Origin of the sequence: Polaribacter sp. KT 15, from assembly GCF_900143115.1 — a bacterium.
Lineage (GTDB): Bacteria > Bacteroidota > Bacteroidia > Flavobacteriales > Flavobacteriaceae > Polaribacter > Polaribacter marinaquae.
The window spans coordinates 235,536-252,985 of the sequence record NZ_LT670850.1 but is presented as its reverse complement, the minus strand read 5'-3'; the positions used below and the strand labels follow the sequence as shown (position 1 = coordinate 252,985).

18 protein-coding genes and 1 other RNA gene are annotated in these 17,450 nt (G+C 29.8%); 15 read left to right on the top strand and 4 right to left on the bottom strand.

What is annotated here, in order from left to right; translation table 11 throughout:
- Positions 1 to 30: 30 nt before the first annotated feature.
- On the bottom strand, positions 31 to 987 hold the full coding sequence (locus B5464_RS01230) for a glycosyltransferase family 2 protein (RefSeq protein ID WP_079736870.1): 957 nt from the start codon (positions 985 to 987) through the stop codon (positions 31 to 33).
- A 51-nt stretch (positions 988 to 1,038) separates the two neighbouring features.
- Entirely contained in the window at positions 1,039 to 1,560 is a 522-nt protein-coding gene (locus tag B5464_RS01225; RefSeq protein ID WP_077809632.1) for a DUF4199 domain-containing protein, read from the bottom strand.
- A 177-nt stretch (positions 1,561 to 1,737) separates the two neighbouring features.
- On the opposite strand from B5464_RS01225, the gene ffs reads away from it, so the two are divergent.
- From ffs to B5464_RS01200, 5 genes are all read left to right on the top strand, one after another.
- An RNA gene (gene ffs, locus B5464_RS01220) (signal recognition particle sRNA small type) lies at positions 1,738 to 1,836 on the top strand.
- Between the two features lie 147 nt (positions 1,837 to 1,983).
- Positions 1,984 to 2,787 (top strand): SDR family oxidoreductase, encoded by an 804-nt coding sequence (locus B5464_RS01215; RefSeq protein ID WP_079736869.1) that lies wholly within the window; start codon positions 1,984 to 1,986, stop codon positions 2,785 to 2,787.
- A 190-nt stretch (positions 2,788 to 2,977) separates the two neighbouring features.
- Complete coding sequence (fsa, locus tag B5464_RS01210; protein WP_077809630.1) at positions 2,978 to 3,631, top strand: fructose-6-phosphate aldolase; 654 nt, start codon at positions 2,978 to 2,980, stop codon at positions 3,629 to 3,631.
- 122 nt (positions 3,632 to 3,753) lie between these two features.
- Entirely contained in the window at positions 3,754 to 5,436 is a 1,683-nt protein-coding gene (gene menD / locus B5464_RS01205) for a 2-succinyl-5-enolpyruvyl-6-hydroxy-3-cyclohexene-1-carboxylic-acid synthase (RefSeq protein WP_079736868.1), read from the top strand.
- Positions 5,436 to 5,888: a DNA-binding protein gene (locus B5464_RS01200; protein WP_079736867.1), complete on the top strand. Its 453-nt coding sequence runs from the start codon at positions 5,436 to 5,438 to the stop codon at positions 5,886 to 5,888. The genes menD and B5464_RS01200 overlap by 1 nt, the downstream gene beginning before the upstream one ends.
- Before the next feature lies 1 nt (position 5,889).
- On the opposite strand, the gene B5464_RS01195 is transcribed toward B5464_RS01200, so the two are convergent.
- A complete protein-coding gene (locus tag B5464_RS01195; protein ID WP_231963623.1) occupies positions 5,890 to 7,050 on the bottom strand; it encodes an alpha/beta hydrolase-fold protein in 1,161 nt (386 codons plus the stop codon).
- A 66-nt stretch (positions 7,051 to 7,116) separates the two neighbouring features.
- Here B5464_RS01195 and B5464_RS01190 point away from each other — a divergent pair, with 66 nt between their 5' ends.
- From B5464_RS01190 to ftsY, 8 genes are all read left to right on the top strand, one after another.
- Positions 7,117 to 7,956 (top strand): 1,4-dihydroxy-2-naphthoyl-CoA synthase, encoded by an 840-nt coding sequence (locus tag B5464_RS01190; RefSeq protein ID WP_077809626.1) that lies wholly within the window; start codon positions 7,117 to 7,119, stop codon positions 7,954 to 7,956.
- A gap of 73 nt (positions 7,957 to 8,029) precedes the next feature.
- Positions 8,030 to 8,899 (top strand): formyltetrahydrofolate deformylase, encoded by an 870-nt coding sequence (gene purU / locus B5464_RS01185; RefSeq protein ID WP_079736865.1) that lies wholly within the window; start codon positions 8,030 to 8,032, stop codon positions 8,897 to 8,899.
- 61 nt (positions 8,900 to 8,960) lie between these two features.
- Positions 8,961 to 9,569: a fumarylacetoacetate hydrolase family protein gene (locus B5464_RS01180; protein WP_079736864.1), complete on the top strand. Its 609-nt coding sequence runs from the start codon at positions 8,961 to 8,963 to the stop codon at positions 9,567 to 9,569.
- A gap of 316 nt (positions 9,570 to 9,885) precedes the next feature.
- The gene (locus B5464_RS01170; protein ID WP_079736862.1) at positions 9,886 to 11,127 is read left to right on the top strand and encodes a competence/damage-inducible protein A; all 1,242 of its coding nucleotides are present in this window, start codon (positions 9,886 to 9,888) and stop codon (positions 11,125 to 11,127) included.
- An 88-nt stretch (positions 11,128 to 11,215) separates the two neighbouring features.
- Positions 11,216 to 11,455 (top strand): 50S ribosomal protein L28, encoded by a 240-nt coding sequence (rpmB, locus tag B5464_RS01165; RefSeq protein ID WP_077809621.1) that lies wholly within the window; start codon positions 11,216 to 11,218, stop codon positions 11,453 to 11,455.
- 27 nt (positions 11,456 to 11,482) lie between these two features.
- Entirely contained in the window at positions 11,483 to 11,665 is a 183-nt protein-coding gene (gene rpmG / locus B5464_RS01160; RefSeq protein WP_077809620.1) for a 50S ribosomal protein L33, read from the top strand.
- A 53-nt stretch (positions 11,666 to 11,718) separates the two neighbouring features.
- Entirely contained in the window at positions 11,719 to 11,871 is a 153-nt protein-coding gene (locus B5464_RS01155; protein ID WP_077809619.1) for a DUF4295 domain-containing protein, read from the top strand.
- Between the two features lie 241 nt (positions 11,872 to 12,112).
- A complete protein-coding gene (gene ftsY / locus B5464_RS01150; protein WP_079736861.1) occupies positions 12,113 to 13,087 on the top strand; it encodes a signal recognition particle-docking protein FtsY in 975 nt (324 codons plus the stop codon).
- Positions 13,088 to 13,148: 61 nt separating this feature from the next.
- Here ftsY and B5464_RS01145 read toward each other — a convergent pair whose 3' ends face one another.
- Positions 13,149 to 14,219: a serine hydrolase gene (locus B5464_RS01145; RefSeq protein ID WP_079736860.1), complete on the bottom strand. Its 1,071-nt coding sequence runs from the start codon at positions 14,217 to 14,219 to the stop codon at positions 13,149 to 13,151.
- Between the two features lie 75 nt (positions 14,220 to 14,294).
- Between B5464_RS01145 and B5464_RS01140 the strand changes: the two genes are divergently transcribed.
- Together B5464_RS01140 and rimO are read left to right on the top strand one after the other, a co-directional pair.
- A complete protein-coding gene (locus B5464_RS01140; protein ID WP_079736859.1) occupies positions 14,295 to 15,944 on the top strand; it encodes an amidase family protein in 1,650 nt (549 codons plus the stop codon).
- 123 nt (positions 15,945 to 16,067) lie between these two features.
- Complete coding sequence (rimO, locus tag B5464_RS01135) at positions 16,068 to 17,420, top strand: 30S ribosomal protein S12 methylthiotransferase RimO (protein ID WP_077809615.1); 1,353 nt, start codon at positions 16,068 to 16,070, stop codon at positions 17,418 to 17,420.
- Positions 17,421 to 17,450: the final 30 nt, after the last annotated feature.

Below are 17,450 nucleotides of genomic sequence, written 5' to 3'. Positions count from 1 at the left end.
TTTAATTGATACTTAATTACAAATATACAGTTAGAAATTTAGTTTTTCTTTAATTGAGTAGTGTTTTTCGTTGGTTTTGGTTTTTATAATAAGTTCACCAATAAAACCAGCTAAAAATAATAAGGTTCCTAAAATCATAGAAGTTAATGCAATGTAAAACCAAGGATTATCTGTTACTAAGATGGTTTTAATGCCATTAAAAACTTTATACAATTTAACTGCACCGATATAAAATGCAGTTGTTGTACCAAATAAAAACATAAAAGTTCCCCAAAGACCAAAAAAGTGCATTGGTCTTTTGCCGAATTTAGACAGGAATGAGATTGTAATTAAATCTAAAAATCCGTTAACAAATCTGTCCATTCCAAACTTTGTTTCTCCGTATTTTCTTGCTTGGTGTTGTACAACTTTTTCTCCAATTTTTGTAAAACCTTCATTTTTAGCTAAAACAGGAATGTATCTGTGCATTTCTCCGCTAACTTTTACCGATTTAATAACTTCATTTTTATAAGCTTTTAATCCACAGTTAAAGTCGTGTAATTTTAATCCTGAAGTTTTTCTAGCAGCAGCATTAAAAAGTTTTGAAGGAATATTTTTAGTAACAACGTTATCGTAACGTTTCTTTTTCCACCCAGAAATTAGGTCGAAATCTTCTTTAATTATAAGATTATATAATTCTGGTATTTCTTCTGGATTGTCTTGTAAATCAGCATCCATAGTAATTACAACAGCACCCTTTGCCAATTCAAAACCAGCGTCTAAAGCCTGAGATTTTCCATAATTTTTTTGAAAACGAATTCCTTTAACAGGTTCGTGTTCTTTGGCTAGTTTTTCTATAGTTTTCCAAGAAGCATCTGTACTACCATCATCAATAAAAATTACTTCATATAAATAACAATTGGATTGCATAACTTTTGCAATCCAATTGTATAATTCATCTAAAGATTCTTCTTCGTTAAGAAGTGGTATTACTACCGAAATATCCATATTTAATATATAATGTTATAAGTTGTAAAATTAAACTTATAAATTTAAAATTTAGTAAGTTTCTTCTTCAGATTTTTTCATGATTGCTGCAGCAATTGCAGATACTATAAAACCACCTATTGCATAACTTACGATACCTAATGCCGCCATAATAAATGGTCCTTTAAAAGATTCTCCCATGGCATTTGCAGCTTCAATTTGCTCTTCTGTCATACCTTGATCTAAGAAAGCTTGATTTTGAATTTCTGTCATTTGATTCATGAAATCTGGTTCTATAAAATTCATAAAGATGTAGTTATAAATCACCATAATTAATCCGCCTAAAACGGCAATACCTACACCAACTTTAACGCCTTGTCCCCAAGACATAAAACCACCGTTTGCTGCTTTAAATTGTTTGATACCAAGAATTAAAGCTCCTATAAAAATTACTGCATTTATAATACTAGTAGACCAATGTGGCTTTAAGTGATTACCTGTAGCATATAATACTAAATAGAATATTACACTTACAACACCTAGTATTACACCGTTGTTTACTATAAAACCTTTACTGTTTGCTTGATTGTCCATTTGTTTTTTTGATTAGTTAGTTATACAAATATATTCATTTCGATGAGATAGCATAAATTTTTAATTTTTTTTATATTTCTATCGCAACAATATATTAGTATTCAGTAATTTAAAAATGTTACAAAAAAATTAATAAAATTTTAATTGTTTTAATCAAAATAGATTGTAAATTTGCATCGGCAAGTTCTACACAACTAGCTCCCTTTGAATCCTCCAGGGCGGGAACGCAGCAAAGGTATTAGGTTGTAGCGGTGTGATGTAGGTAGCTTGCCATTTTTTGTACCCAATAGTTTTGTGCAATTACTTCTTTTAACTTTACACAATTACTTTTCTAATTTTTAGATTGCTTGGTTTACTTTTTAGATATTTGCAGCAAATTAAAAGATTACTTTTAAGAATGTAATCTGTTGTAAGTATTAAAATATGTCTAAAATAGTATTAGTTACCGGTGCATCTTCTGGTATTGGTAAAGCAATTGCTACTTTTTTATCTGAAAAAGGTTATAAAGTTTATGGTACAAGTAGAAACCCAAAAAATGAGCAAGATTTTTCTTTTGAATTAATTGCTTTGGATGTTTTAAAAATTGAAACGATAAAAACGGCAGTTTCTAGTATCATAGAAAAAGAAGGTAGAATAGATATTTTAGTAAATAATGCTGGTATTGGTGTTACAGGTCCGATAGAAGAAACGCCAACAGATGAAATGCGAAACGCTTTTAACACAAATTTCTTTGGTGCTATCGATGTAATTAAAACAGTTTTACCTTTTATGCGTAAGCAAAAATATGGTGTTATTATTAACACAACTTCGATTGCTGGTTATATGGGTTTACCGTTTAGAGGAATTTATTCGTCTTCTAAAGGTGCATTAGAATTGGTAACGGAAGCGACAAGAATGGAGGTAAAAAGATTCGGAATTAATATTGTAAATGTTGCACCAGGAGATTTTGCAACAGATATAATTTCTAGAAGATACCATACGCCACTTTTTAAAGATTCTGTATACAAAGAAAATTACAAAGCCAATTTAGATTTAATGGATGCGCATGTAGACACAGGTAAAGATCCTATAGAAATGGCTAAAAAAGTGTATAAAATTATCAATACAAAAAATCCTAAAATACATTATAAAGTAGGCGGAACTTTAGAGAAATTTTCTATTGTATTAAAACGAATTTTGCCAGATACTTGGTTCGAAAAATTATTAATGAATCATTATAAATTGTAATATTACTGTTTATAACTAGTAATAAAATATAGTTTTTGATTGAACAGAAATTATATTCAACTAACTATATTTGCGTTAGGGATTGAAGCTTTGTTTGAGCTCTTTTGTGAAGTATAAACAAAAAGCGAGTGCGTAAAGCCCGCTCGAACGCCCAAAAAAATAGAACACAACTAAAATAAAATAGATACAAATGAAATTTTTTATTGACACAGCAAATTTAGAGCAAATTAAAGAAGCGCAGGCTTTGGGTATTTTAGACGGAGTTACAACAAACCCATCTTTAATGGCTAAAGAAGGAATTACAGGAGAAGACAACATTATTAACCATTATAAAGAAATTTGTGAGTTGGTAGATGGTGATGTTTCTGCAGAAGTTATTTCTACAGATTTCGATGGTATGGTGAAAGAAGGTGAAGCTTTGGCTGCTTTAAATCCGCAGATTGTTGTAAAATTACCAATGATTAAAGACGGTGTAAAAGCGTGTAAATATTTTTCTTCTAAAGGAATTAAAACAAATGTAACTTTAGTTTTTTCTGCAGGACAAGCTTTATTGGCTGCTAAAGCAGGTGCAACTTACGTATCGCCTTTTATTGGTAGATTAGATGATATTTCTACAGATGGTTTAAACCTAATTGCAGAAATTCGTCATATATATGATAATTATGGTTTCGAAACAGAAATTTTAGCAGCTTCTGTGCGTCATACAATGCATATTATAGATTGTGCAAAATTAGGTTCTGATGTAATGACAGGTCCTTTAAGCGCTATCGAAGGATTGTTAAGACACCCATTAACTGATAGTGGTTTAGCTAAGTTTTTAGCAGATTACCAAAAAGGAAACTAATCGACATAGTTGATTTTACATAAAATTAGTCAGAAAGTAGAAAAGTTATTTTTTACTTTCTGGCTTTTTTGTCTTTATTCACTTTTGTACTTCGTAACTTTGCTACTTTGTAATTTATAGTAATGTATCCAAAAAAAGAACTCGCACAAATTGTAATATCTGCATGTAATCAATTCGAAATTGATACTGTTGTTATATCACCAGGTTCAAGAAACGCACCTTTAACTGTTGGTTTTTCTAATCATAAAGAAATTGAAACTTTAAGTGTAGTAGATGAGCGTTGTGCTGCTTTTTTTGCTTTAGGTATTGCGCAACAAACTCAAAAACCTGTTGCAGTTTTATGTACATCTGGCTCTGCATTATTAAATTATTATCCTGCAATAGCAGAAGCTTTTTATAGCAATATACCTTTGGTGGTAATTTCTGCGGATAGACCAAAGCATTTAATTGATATTGGTGATGGCCAAACAATCCGTCAAGAAAATGTTTTCGAAAATCATATTTTATTTTCTGCAAACTTAATCGAAAACGAAAAGTTTAAAACCAGAAATTCTCAATTAATTGGCGAAGCTTTACAAACAGCAGTTTCTAAGCAAGGTCCGGTGCATATAAATGTGCCTTTTGATGAGCCTTTGTATGAAACAGTTTCTGTATTACAAGAATATCATTTTCCGCATATATCGATGAGTTCTTTAGATAATTCTCATATTGATTATGATAATTTATCGAATATTTGGAATGCCGCAGAAAAGAAAATGATTTTAGTTGGTGTTAGTTATCCTGATGAGGAATTACACCAATTAATAGATTTATATGCTGATGACGATTCGGTTTTAATCTTTACAGAGACAACCTCTAATTTACATCATAATAAAGCTGTAAACTCTATAGATCAGTTGATATTTTCTCTGGACGACAATCAGTTTGAAAATTTAAAGCCAGAAGTTTTAATTACGTTTGGGGGAATGATAGTTTCGAAAAGAATTAAACAGTTTTTAAGAAAATATCAACCAAAACATCATTGGAATATTGATGCTAAAAAAGCTACAAATACTTTTTTCTGTTTATCAGAATTTATACAAACACAACCAGTAGATTTTTTTAAGAATTTTAACAACTTGGTTGTTAAAAAAGAAAGTACTTATCAAGACGAATGGTTAACAATTAGAGATAAAAGAAGAGAGAAACATGCTAGTTTTTTAGCCCAAACAGCACATTCAGATTTTAAAGTTTTTGAACAAGTTTTAGCAGATTTGCCTAATAATTGTCAGATTCAAATTAGTAATAGTTCTATTATTAGATACGCACAATTATTTTCTATTGATAAAAGCAATACTGTTTTTTGTAATAGAGGTACAAGTGGTATAGATGGTAGTACTTCTACGGCAGTTGGTGCTGCTTTTGCAAATAAAAATCAGACGGTATTTATTACTGGTGATTTAAGTTTTTTCTATGATTCTAATGCACTTTGGAATAAAAATATACCAAGTAATTTTAGAATTATTTTAATTAACAATTCTGGTGGCGGTATTTTTAAAATTATACCAGGACCAAAAACAACCAACGCAACAAAATATTTTGAAACACCACACTGCTTAACTGCAGAACATTTATGTAAAATGCATAATTTCGAATATCTAAAAGCTTTTTCTACAGAAACTGTTGCGCAACAATTAAAAGGTTTCTTTGATGAAAGTGTAGAGATAAATTCTGCACAGACTCAAAAACCAAAAATTTTAGAAATCTTTACACCAAGTAAAGAAAATGATTTAATTTTAAAAGAATATTTTAAATATATAAAATAATGGAATCACAAGAAGATACATACGAAGGGGAAATGAATTTGAAAGAAGGTGAAAAAGTAAACCTTGTTATAGAAACCGAAACTGGTTTAGGATATACTGTTTTAATTAATGAAGAGTATGATGGTTTGCTTTTTAGAAGTGAAGTTTTTCAGGACTTAGAAGAAAACATGGAAGTTGTCGGTTATATTAAAAAGATTCGTGAAGATGGTAAAATCGATGTTTCTTTAAGACCACAAGGTTTTAGAAATGTAATAGATGCAGATGTTGACAAGGTTTTAGAAAAGCTAAAAAACAGTAGAGAAGGTTTTTTATTGTTAACAGATAAAAGCTCGCCAGATTCAATTCGTTTTCATATGAAAATGAGTAAAAAAGCATTTAAAAAAGCGGTTGGTAATCTATATAGACAAAAATTAATAGACATTAAAGAAGATCGAATAGAATTGGTTAAATAACTTATTGACCGCCCAATCTTAAAACATTTTCATAAAAAGCATCTGCATTAGGATCTGCCGGATCCATTTTACCATAACCTATTTTATAATGGTATAATGCTTTCTTAATATTTTTACCTTCTTCATAATAACGACCAATGTAATAGTTGCCTAAAGGTGAAGAAGGAAAAAGTTTTAAAATCATTTTTCCGAAATTTAGTAATTGATCTCCATTTTCTTTTTCGATAACTATTTTTTCTACAGCAAAAACATCTTGTTCTCTAATACCTAAGTTACTTCCAAATAAAAACTCGATATCTAAATATTTGTTTTCTAAATAAGAGATGGCATCAATTGGCGATAAATCTTTAATGTTTTTATCAAATTCTTCCTTCGAAATTGCCGAATAAATTTCAAAAACTTTTGTAATAGCTCTTGGCATTGCTTCAGAAATAGCAGAAATACTACTATTTGTATTAATCGTATCGTTTATAATATTGAAGTTTTTAATTTCTAAGCTAGAAAGTCCGGATTGTAATTGAGAAATTTTAGTCTGCTTGTTTGCCGAAAAAGAGTTCGAGTTATTTGTATAGAAGTAAAAAGTATTGTCTTCTTTTTCTAAACTAGGTAAATTATAGTTTTGTAATTGTGTGCCAATAAAATCAGAAAAAGTAGGGTTTATACATACATATGCGTTAATGATTGGCGTTTGTTCAGCTAAAAAAGTTGTAGCTAAGTTTGCTGACGTTCCTTCTGCAATTATCGAAATAAATGGCGATGTTTTATAATTACTTTCAATCTCGAAGATTACTTCATTTCTTAAGAATTGATAGAATTTTTTATTTTCAACAGTTAAATTACCATTATTTCTATTAAAATAGGTGTCTTTTTTTCTTGTGGATGCCATTTTGACACCAACAATTATTTGTTTTGGTGCTTTATCTTTGGCTGCAAAAAGCACCGCATTACCTACATAGGCATCAAATAAGTACTCTGCATCTAAAACAATTGCTAAAGGATAATTTTTCTCTTCTTTATCATCATATCCTTCAGGTAAATAAATTTTAATTTCTCTTTTATCATCAACATAATCAGAATTGATAGTTTTGGTAATAATTTTCTGAGAAAAAATACAAATTGAAAAAAATAAGAATATTAATAGCGGTGATTTCTTAATCATCATTTAGAATGTTTATTTTTGTAGATAAGAATCTTTTGTTCTCTTTTAGAACGTCTAAAATACAAAAATATGATACAACCCGAGTGGAAAACTGTTAAAGAATACGAAGATATTACCTATAAGAAATGCAACGGTGTTGCTAGAATAGCGTTTAATAGACCAAATGTAAGGAACGCATTTAGACCAAAAACTACTAAAGAATTGTACGATGCATTTTATGATGCTGGCGAAGATACAAGTGTTGGTGTTGTTTTATTGTCTGCAGAAGGACCAAGTACAAAAGATGGTGTTTATTCTTTTTGTTCTGGCGGAGATCAAAAAGCACGCGGACATCAAGGGTATGTTGGTGAAGATGGTTATCACAGATTAAATATATTAGAAGTACAACGTTTAATTCGCTTTATGCCAAAAGCGGTTATTTGTGTTGTACCAGGTTGGGCAGTTGGTGGCGGACATAGTTTACATGTTGTTTGCGATTTAACTTTAGCATCTAAAGAACATGCAATTTTTAAACAAACAGATGCAGATGTAACTTCTTTTGATGGTGGTTATGGTTCTGCATATTTGGCAAAAATGGTTGGTCAGAAAAAAGCTAGAGAAATTTTCTTTTTAGGTAGAAACTATTCTGCACAAGAAGCTTATGAAATGGGAATGGTAAATGCTGTAATTCCGCATGATGAATTAGAAGATACCGCATATCAATGGGCGCAAGAAATTTTAGAAAAATCGCCTACTTCTATAAAAATGCTAAAATTTGCAATGAATCTAACTGATGACGGTATGGTTGGGCAACAAGTTTTTGCCGGAGAAGCAACTCGTTTAGCCTACATGACAGATGAAGCTAAAGAAGGAAGAGATGCGTTTCTTGAAAAAAGAAAACCTAACTTTCCAAAAAAATGGATTCCATAGCCAATAATAAATTTTAGAATTACGAGATTATTTAATCTCGTAATTTGATATGAATACGTCACAATTAATTACAATGAAACCACAAATAGTAACATTTCTTATAAAATGTCCAGATCAAAAAGGATTATTGGCAAAAATTACCAATTTCTTTTACGAACGCTCTTTTAATATTGTTAGTTGTCAGCAATATGTAAATGCCACAGAAAATACATATTTTATGAGAATTCGTTTAGATGCAGATGGTGCAGAAATTTCTAGAGTTGTTTTAGAAAATAGTTTTGTAGAGTTGTCTGAACCTTTACAAATAGATTGGTCTGTATATTATGGTGATGATAGACAAAATGTAGCTATTATGGTTTCTCATACAAGTCATAATTTATATGATTTGTTGTCTAGAAACAAAGAGGGTTTATTAGATTGTAATGTAAAGTTAATTATAAGTAATCATGATAAATTAAGACATATTGCAGAAATGTTTAATGTGCCTTATTATTATTTGCCAGTAACAAAAGATACAAAAGAAGCGCAAGAAGCGCAAGTAATGAAGTTATTAGATGATAATGAAATTGATTTGACAATAATGGCACGTTACATGCAAATTTTATCTTCTAACTTTATTAATAAATATCCAGAAAGAATAATTAATATTCATCATTCTTTCTTACCAGCTTTTCAAGGTGCAAATCCTTATAAAAAAGCCTATGAAAGAGGTGTAAAGTTAATTGGAGCAACAGCACATTATGCTACAGAAGATTTAGATGAAGGTCCAATTATCGAGCAAGATGTAGAACCTGTTACACACGAAAGTACACCGTTTACGTTAAAAAGAATTGGTGCAGATATAGAAAAATTGGTTTTAGCAAGAGCAGTTAAAAATCATTTAAATCATCAAATAATAGTTTCAGGAAATAGAGCTATTGTTTTTCCAGAAGCAGGAGAATAATTTTTAATTATAAATGATCAATTACGGGGGTAATATTCGTAATTAAAATTAGTAATTGAGTATGAAAATAATTTGTATTGGGCGCAATTACGCAAAACATATAGAAGAATTAGCGAATGAAAAACCAGAAAATCCTGTTGTTTTTTTAAAACCAGATTCTGCAATTTTACCAAGAAAAAACCCTTTTTTCATTCCGCCTTTTTCTGATGATGTTCATTACGAAGTAGAGGTTTTAGTAAAGATAAATAAAGTAGGTAAACATATAGATACAAAGTTTGCGCATAAATATTATGATGAAATTGGTTTAGGAATCGATTTAACAGCAAGAGATGTACAAGCTAAATGCAAAGAGAAAGGATTGCCTTGGGAAAAAGCAAAAGCTTTTGATGGAAGCGCAGTTGTTGGTGAGTTTTATCCAAAGGAAAACTTTGATTTAGAAAATTTAAATTTTCAATTGTATAAAAATGATGCAATAGTACAAGACGGAAATACTAACGCAATGTTGTGGAAAATTGATGAATTAATTGCATATGTTTCTCAATATTTCACATTAAAAAAAGGAGATATTATTTATACAGGTACACCAGCTGGTGTTGGCAAAGTTGCCGAAAATGATACTTTAAAAGGTGTAATAGAAGGTAAAGAAGCTTTTAATATTAGAGTAAAATAAAGTTGGTTAATTTTGTTTTTCAAATAATAGCTTCTGTATTTATAGGTAGTTGTTTTGTTTATTTAGCAAAACGTTATCAAAAAAATCAAACAATATATTTTTTTATCGGCTTTACTATATCCATAGCAATAAGATTAATTTATTTGCTAGTTTATGGCTTTGTTAAAGATTTTGAAATTACCCAAGAATATAGTTACAACAAAAATTTATCAGTCTTATTAAGTATTATTATTCCGTATCTTTTATTTGTGTTTTTAAGAAAAAGACTTGCAAGAAATAGCGGAAACGATACAGATATAAATGAAATAGGAAAAGAATGAATGCAGAAATTATAACAATAGGAGATGAAATTTTAATTGGTCAAATTGTAGATACAAACTCTCAATTTATTGGTCAGCAATTAAATAAAATAGGAGTATCTGTTTATCAAGTAACATCTATTCAAGATGATAAACAGCATATTTTAAACGCATTAAAAGAAGCACAAGAAAGAGTAGATATTGTTATTTTAACTGGCGGATTAGGGCCAACAAAAGACGATATTACCAAAAAAACAATTGCAACTTATTTTAAAGATGATGAGGTTGTAGAGTATCCAGAAGTTATTGCTCATATAAAAGCACTTTTTAAAAAAATAAATCATCCTTTTAAAGAAATTCAAAAAACACAAGCACAATTGCCTTCTAAAGCAACCTTGTTAATGAATACATTTGGTACAGCACCCGGAATGTGGTTTTTCGAAAACGAAACGGTTTTTGTATCGTTACCAGGCGTACCTTATGAGATGAAAGGATTAATTGCAAATGAAGTATTGCCAAGAATTCAAAAGCAATATCAGTTACCTTATATATTTCATAAAACAATTATGACTTATGGGGCCGGAGAAAGTACTATCGCAGAAACATTAGAGCATTTTGAAGACAATTTACCAAGTTATATAAAGCTGGCGTATTTACCATCTTTTGGTAAAGTTCGTTTACGTTTATCTGCAAAAGGTACAGATAGAGAACTTTTAGAAAAAGAATTAACATCTAAAGTAGATGAAGTTTATAAATTGATTCCAGAATTTATAACTGGTTTAGATGACGATAACTCCTTAGAAAAGCGGGTAGGAGAGTTGCTGACAAAAAATAAAAAAACATTAGCGACTGCAGAAAGTTTAACTGGTGGTAAAATTGCAGCAACTTTGGTGGCGGTTCCTGGATCTTCTTCATACTATAAAGGAAGTATTGTTGCATACTCCGAAGAAGCTAAAATAAATTTACTAAATGTTTCTGCAGAAATTATAAAAGAGCATTCTGTAGTTAGTAAACAGGTTGCGTTAGCAATGGCTAAAGGTGTAAAAAATAAATTAAAAACAGATTATGCAATTGCTGTTACAGGTAACGCAGGACCTGCACAAGATAAGACAGATAAAAGTGTTGGAGTTGTTTTTATTGCTTTTGTATCTGATAATGAAGAGTTTGTAAAAGAGTTTGATTTTGGTCAACCTAGAGAAAAAGTGATTAATAGAACTGTAAGCAAAGCTTTAGAAATTCTTCAGAAAGAAATTCTTTAAAAATTTGTAAAATTATTTTGCTCAAAACTAGATTTATTTGTAAATTTGCACCTCGTTTAGAGATAACACTAATAAAACTGTCGAAAAGATGTCTAGAGTTTGTGAATTAACAGGAAAAAAAGCAATGGTTGGGAACAATGTTTCTCACGCTTTAAATAGAACTAAGAGAAAGTTTGACGCTAATCTAATGACAAAGCGTTTTTACATTCCAGAAGAAGATAAATGGATTACTTTAAAAGTATCTGCATCTGCTTTAAAAAATATTAACAAGAAAGGAATTTCTGCAGTTATAAAAGAAGCAAGAGCTAACGGTTTTTTAACTAAATAAGTTTAAGCAGATTAAAATTATACAGAGATGGCAAAAAAAGGTAACAGAGTTCAAGTAATTTTAGAATGTACAGAGCACAAAGCAACTGGTAAACCAGGTACTTCTAGATACATTACAACTAAGAACAAGAAAAACAGTCCTGATAGAATGGAGATTAAGAAATTTAACTCTATTTTAAATAAAATGACTGTTCACAAAGAAATTAAGTAATTTAAACATATCTAGAACTCAGAATAGAGCACATAGATAAAAAACATTAGACAATGGCAAAAAAAACAGTAGCATCGTTACAAACTTCATCAAAAAGATTAAGTAAAGCTATAAAGATGGTTAAATCTCCTAAAACAGGAGCTTACATGTTTGTAGAGAAGATCATGGATCCTTCTAAAGTAAACGATTTCTTAGCAAAAAAGTAATATTTACTATATAAATATATCTAAACTACTTTCTTAAATTAGAAAGTAGTTTTTTTTGTGCCCTAATATTCCGTACTTTTGGGCGTTCCTAAAAAGGTGGCGCTTTCGGCAGTCGCTCTTTTCAAGGAGCTCCAACAAAGCCTCTATCGCTAACGCAAAAGGCTTTTTTAGTGACAATTTGACCTAACCCAACAAATGGCACGTTTTTTAACGTATTTTTTGTATAGATTAAAATATAAAAATGAGTTTTTTTAAAAAAATATTTTCAAAAGAAAAAAAAGAAACTTTAGATAAAGGATTAGAAAAGACAAAAACTAATTTTTTTGATAAACTTTCTAAAGCTGTAGCCGGTAAATCTAAAGTAGATGATGATGTTTTAGATAATTTAGAAGAGGTATTAGTTGCTTCTGATGTTGGTGTAAATACTACGTTAAAAATTATAGAGCGTATAGAAGCTAGAGTTGCTAAAGATAAATACGTTGGTACAGAAGAATTAAATAAAATTCTTAGAGAAGAAATTGCTGGTTTATTATCAGAAACAAATTTAGGTAACGAAACAGAATTTAAAATACCGGAAATACCAAATGATGCAAGCGGTAATAAAATGCCTTATGTATTAATGGTTGTTGGTGTAAATGGTGTTGGTAAAACTACTACAATTGGTAAATTGGCATCTCAATTTAAAAAACAAGGTTTAAAAGTTGTATTAGGTGCAGCAGATACTTTTAGAGCAGCTGCAATAGATCAATTACAAGTTTGGGCAGATAGAACAGATGTGCCAATTATAAGGCAAGAAATGGGATCTGACCCTGCTTCTGTAGCTTTTGATACATTAACATCTGCAGTAAAGCAAGGTGCCGATGTTGTAATTATAGATACTGCAGGTCGTTTACATAATAAAGTTAATTTAATGAATGAGTTAACTAAAATAAAAAGAGTAATGCAAAAAGTTGTTGCAGATGCACCACATGATGTTTTATTAGTATTAGACGGTTCTACAGGTCAAAATGCATTTGAACAAGCAAAACAATTTACAAAAGCGACAGAGGTAACTTCTTTAGCTGTAACAAAGTTAGACGGAACAGCAAAAGGAGGAGTTGTTATTGGTATTTCAGATCAGTTTAAAATTCCTGTAAAGTATATCGGAGTAGGAGAGGGAATTGAAGATTTACAGGTTTTTAACAAACATGAGTTTGTAGATTCTTTTTTCAAATAGAAAATTACATTTTAACATATATCAAAAAGTCTCTAATTTTAGAGGCTTTTTTGTTTTTTTATTAATTTATAAGAGTGTTTATTTTCTCCCATAAATTATTATCAAAATTAGAAAGCGCAAAATTAGACGCATCTGCTGATGCACCCATTCTAACAATAACAAGCTTTTTACTTGGTACAATATATATTTTTTGATCATTTTTACCGAGTGCACAAAATAAATCATTTGGTGCATTTGGAATTAAAGAACCACTAAACTCAAATTGACTTTGTGGCAGGTGGTAACTAGTTTTACCATTTAACCACCATAAATATCCGTAAGATTTATTTATGTTTTGTGATGTACTCGTCGCTTTTCTAATAAAATCTTCAGAAACAATTTGTGTATCATTCCATTTACCTTTATTCTGAATTAATAATCCAAAACGAGCCATACTTCTTGTAGTACTCCAATAAATATTTAAGTCATTTAGTTTTATCCAACTACCAGACATACCAATTTTATTTTTTAAATTGTTTTCAAAATAACTTTTAAAGGTAGTCTTACTTGCAGTAGCGATAATATCTTGCATCTTCAAATATACATTATGATATGCCCAACGATTATTAGCATCAGCAATATATTTTAAGTTGTCAGCAGAAGTAGAATCACCTAAACTATCATCTAAACCAGAAGTCATATTTAATAAATTTTCACAAGTAATCAAGTTTTCTTTATCAATAGATATACTTGTCCAATTTTGATTTAGATAGGTACTAACTTTCTCATCTAAACTTATAAGATTATTGTCATTTGCGATTCCTGCAACAGTAGCAGTAAGTGTTTTGCCAGCACTTGCCCAATACCAATTAGTGCTAGCAGTATGGTTGTTAAAATAGTTTTCTACTACAATTCTACCATCATATAGAATTATAAAACCTTTGGTGTTTTTTTCGTCTAAATAATCTAGTAGTGGTTGTAGCTCAGCTTCATTCCAATTAAGATCATTTAAAGAAATAGTATCCCATTTATCAGTATTATTATCAGGATAATAAGTTTCTAGATTTGGGGTTTCTAAAGTTTCTTCAATTTTATTTTCTGTACTACAAGAAAAAAGTAATAGAGTTGTAAAAAAACAAATAAGATGCTTCATGTAAAAACTTTGTTTTTAAGACTGTTAATTATTAAAATGGTTTAAAATTGTATATTTGAAAATATAGATTAATTTATGAAAAAACTACTATTTATTTTATCAATCGGTCTTTTTTTATCTGCATGTGACAAGAATGCAGAAAAACAACCTAATGTAATTTTTAAAAAATATGATGAACAAGATGCATTAAAAGAGCAGCAAAATCATAAAAATAAAAGAATGCAATTTAAATTGTTTCAGTCTAAATATTTAGATATGAATACAGTTTTTAAACCCTTTGAAAATGATTTATCTACTTTTTCTAATGAAGATTATAACAGTTTAAAACCGTTAATTTTAGAGAAAGACATACCAACGATACAGCAAAACATAAAAAGCGGTAAACTTTCTTACGAAAAATTAACTCTTTTCTATTTATATAGAATTAGAAAGTTTGAAAGTGATTCTACAAAATCATTAAATAGCATTATTAGCCTTAATCCTAATGTATTAAAAGAAGCAAGAGAAAAAGATCAAAGTAAAACGTCTATTTCTGATTTCTCCATTTTTGGTATGCCAATTCTTTTAAAAGATAATATTAATACAAAAGGTATGCCTACAACTGCTGGTGCAATTGCCTTGGCAGAAAATAACAATACAGATGATGCATTTATCGTAAATAAACTAAAAGAAAACGGAGCATTGATTTTAGGAAAAGTTAATTTAAGTGAATGGGCTTATTTCTTTTGCTCTGGTTGCCCGTTGGGCTATTCTGCTGTTGGTGGTCAAACCTTGAACCCTTATGGTAGAGGTCAATTTGAAACAGGAGGAAGTTCTGCTGGAAGTGGTGTTACGGTAGCAGTAAATTTTGCTGTTGCAGCTGTAGGAACAGAAACTGCGGGTTCTATAACTTCACCATCTAGTTTAAATTCTGTGGTAGGTTTAAAACCAACTATTGGGGTTTTAAGTAGAACAGGTATTGTGCCTATTTCTAGTACTTTAGATACACCTGGTCCGATGACAAAAAATGTTATTGATAATGCTATTTTTATGAATGCTATGTTAGGTTTTGATAAATTAGACTCGGCATCTAAATCTATTGATGAAGATTATTTTCAGAACGGATTTAAAAATAGTTTAGACGGCACAAAATTAGGTGTAATTAAAGGTCTTTTGTCAGATTCGATATATGCTTTAACTGTTGATAAATTAAGACAAGTAGGTGTAGAAATTGAAGAAATTACTCCGCCAGAAATTTCTTTTGATGGATTTACAACATTGTTAAACATTGATATGAAAATAGATTTGCCAAAATATTTATCTACAAATGCCGATAAAAACATAATACATAAATCAGTAAAAGATATTACTATTTTTAATTTAAAAGATAGTTTACTTAGAGCGCCTTATGGGCAGCAGTTATTTGACGGTATTGTTAAAGATGAAACAACTTTAAGCGAATTAGCAACAATTAAAAAGCAATTAAATAATGAAGGAATTAAATATTTAAATGCATTAAAAGAGCAAAATTTAGATGCAATCTTATCTATTAACAATTATCATTCTGGTATTGCTGCAGTAGCAAAATACCCAACACTTACTGTACCTATGGGATATAAAGATAGTGGTGAACCAATAAGTTTAACCTTTATAGGTGTTCCTTTTTCAGAAAGAAAACTTTTAGAAATTGGCTATGCTTTCGAACAATTAACAAAAGTTAGAAAAATGCCTAAAAACTATCAATAGAAAGAATACCAATCATTTAAAAAGTACTATTTTTGCACTCGTTTTTATTTTTAAGTAAATAAAACAATTATAAATAAGATTTAAAGTTTTAAGTAAATACTACTTAGGCTAAAAGCTAGAAATATGCGTACAAAAACCATCAAAAAAAATAAGATAAATGTTGTTACTTTAGGTTGCTCTAAAAATGTTTACGATAGTGAAGTTTTAATGGGACAATTAAAAGCAAACGGAAAAGATGTTGTTCATGAAGATCCGGAAGATGATGGAAACATTGTTGTAATAAACACATGTGGTTTTATTGGTAAAGCAAAAGAAGAAAGTGTTGATACTATTTTGCATTATGCTAAAAGAAAAGAAGCAGGTGAAGTAGATAAAGTTTTTGTTTCTGGTTGTTTAAGTGAAAGATATAAACCAGATTTAGAAAACGAAATTCCGAATGTAGACCAATATTTTGGAACACACGATTTACCAAATCTTTTAAAGGTTTTAGAAGCAGATTATAAGCACGAACTTATTGGAGAACGTTTAACAACAACGCCAAAACATTATGCTTATTTAAAAATAGCAGAAGGTTGCGATAGACCATGTTCTTTTTGTGCGATTCCGTTAATGCGTGGTAAACATAAATCTACACCAATAGAAGATATTGTTATAGAAGCAACAAAATTAGCAGAAAAAGGAATTAAAGAAATTATGCTAATTGCACAAGATTTAACTTATTATGGTTTAGATATCTATAAAAAAAGAGCTTTAGCAGAATTGTTAGAAGCTTTGGTAAAAGTAGATGGTATCGAGTGGATTCGTTTACATTATGCATTTCCTACTGGTTTTCCGATGGATGTTTTAGATGTAATGAAACGTGAACCTAAAGTTTGTAATTATTTAGATATTCCGTTACAACACATAAACACAGAGTTGTTAAAATCGATGAAAAGAGGAACAACTCATGAAAAAACAACAGCTTTAATTCATAAATTTAGAGAAGCAGTGCCAGAAATGGCAATAAGAACAACTTTAATTGTTGGATATCCTGGTGAAACTGAAGAAATGTTTCAAGAGTTGAAGGATTGGGTAGAAGAAATGCGTTTTGAACGTTTAGGTGCTTTTGAATATTCTCATGAAGAAAATACTGGTGCTTATGTTTTAGAAGATGATGTGCCTGCTGATGTTAAGTTTCAAAGAGTAAATGAAATAATGGAAGTTCAATCTCAAATTTCATGGGAATTAAATCAGCAAAAAATAGGAAAAACGTTTAGATGTTTATTTGATAGAAAAGACGGTGAGTATTTCTATGGAAGAACAGAATTTGATTCTCCTGACGTTGATAACGATGTAATTGTTGATGCAAAAGAGCACTATATAAAAATAGGGGAGTTTATTGATATAAAAATTCATGATGCAGGTGATTATGATTTATATGGTACACCTGTAAACAAAATAGAAAAACCAGTTCCTTTAAACCAAAAAAGGAAATAATTTTATAAAAAAAAGGTCTTCAAAATATTT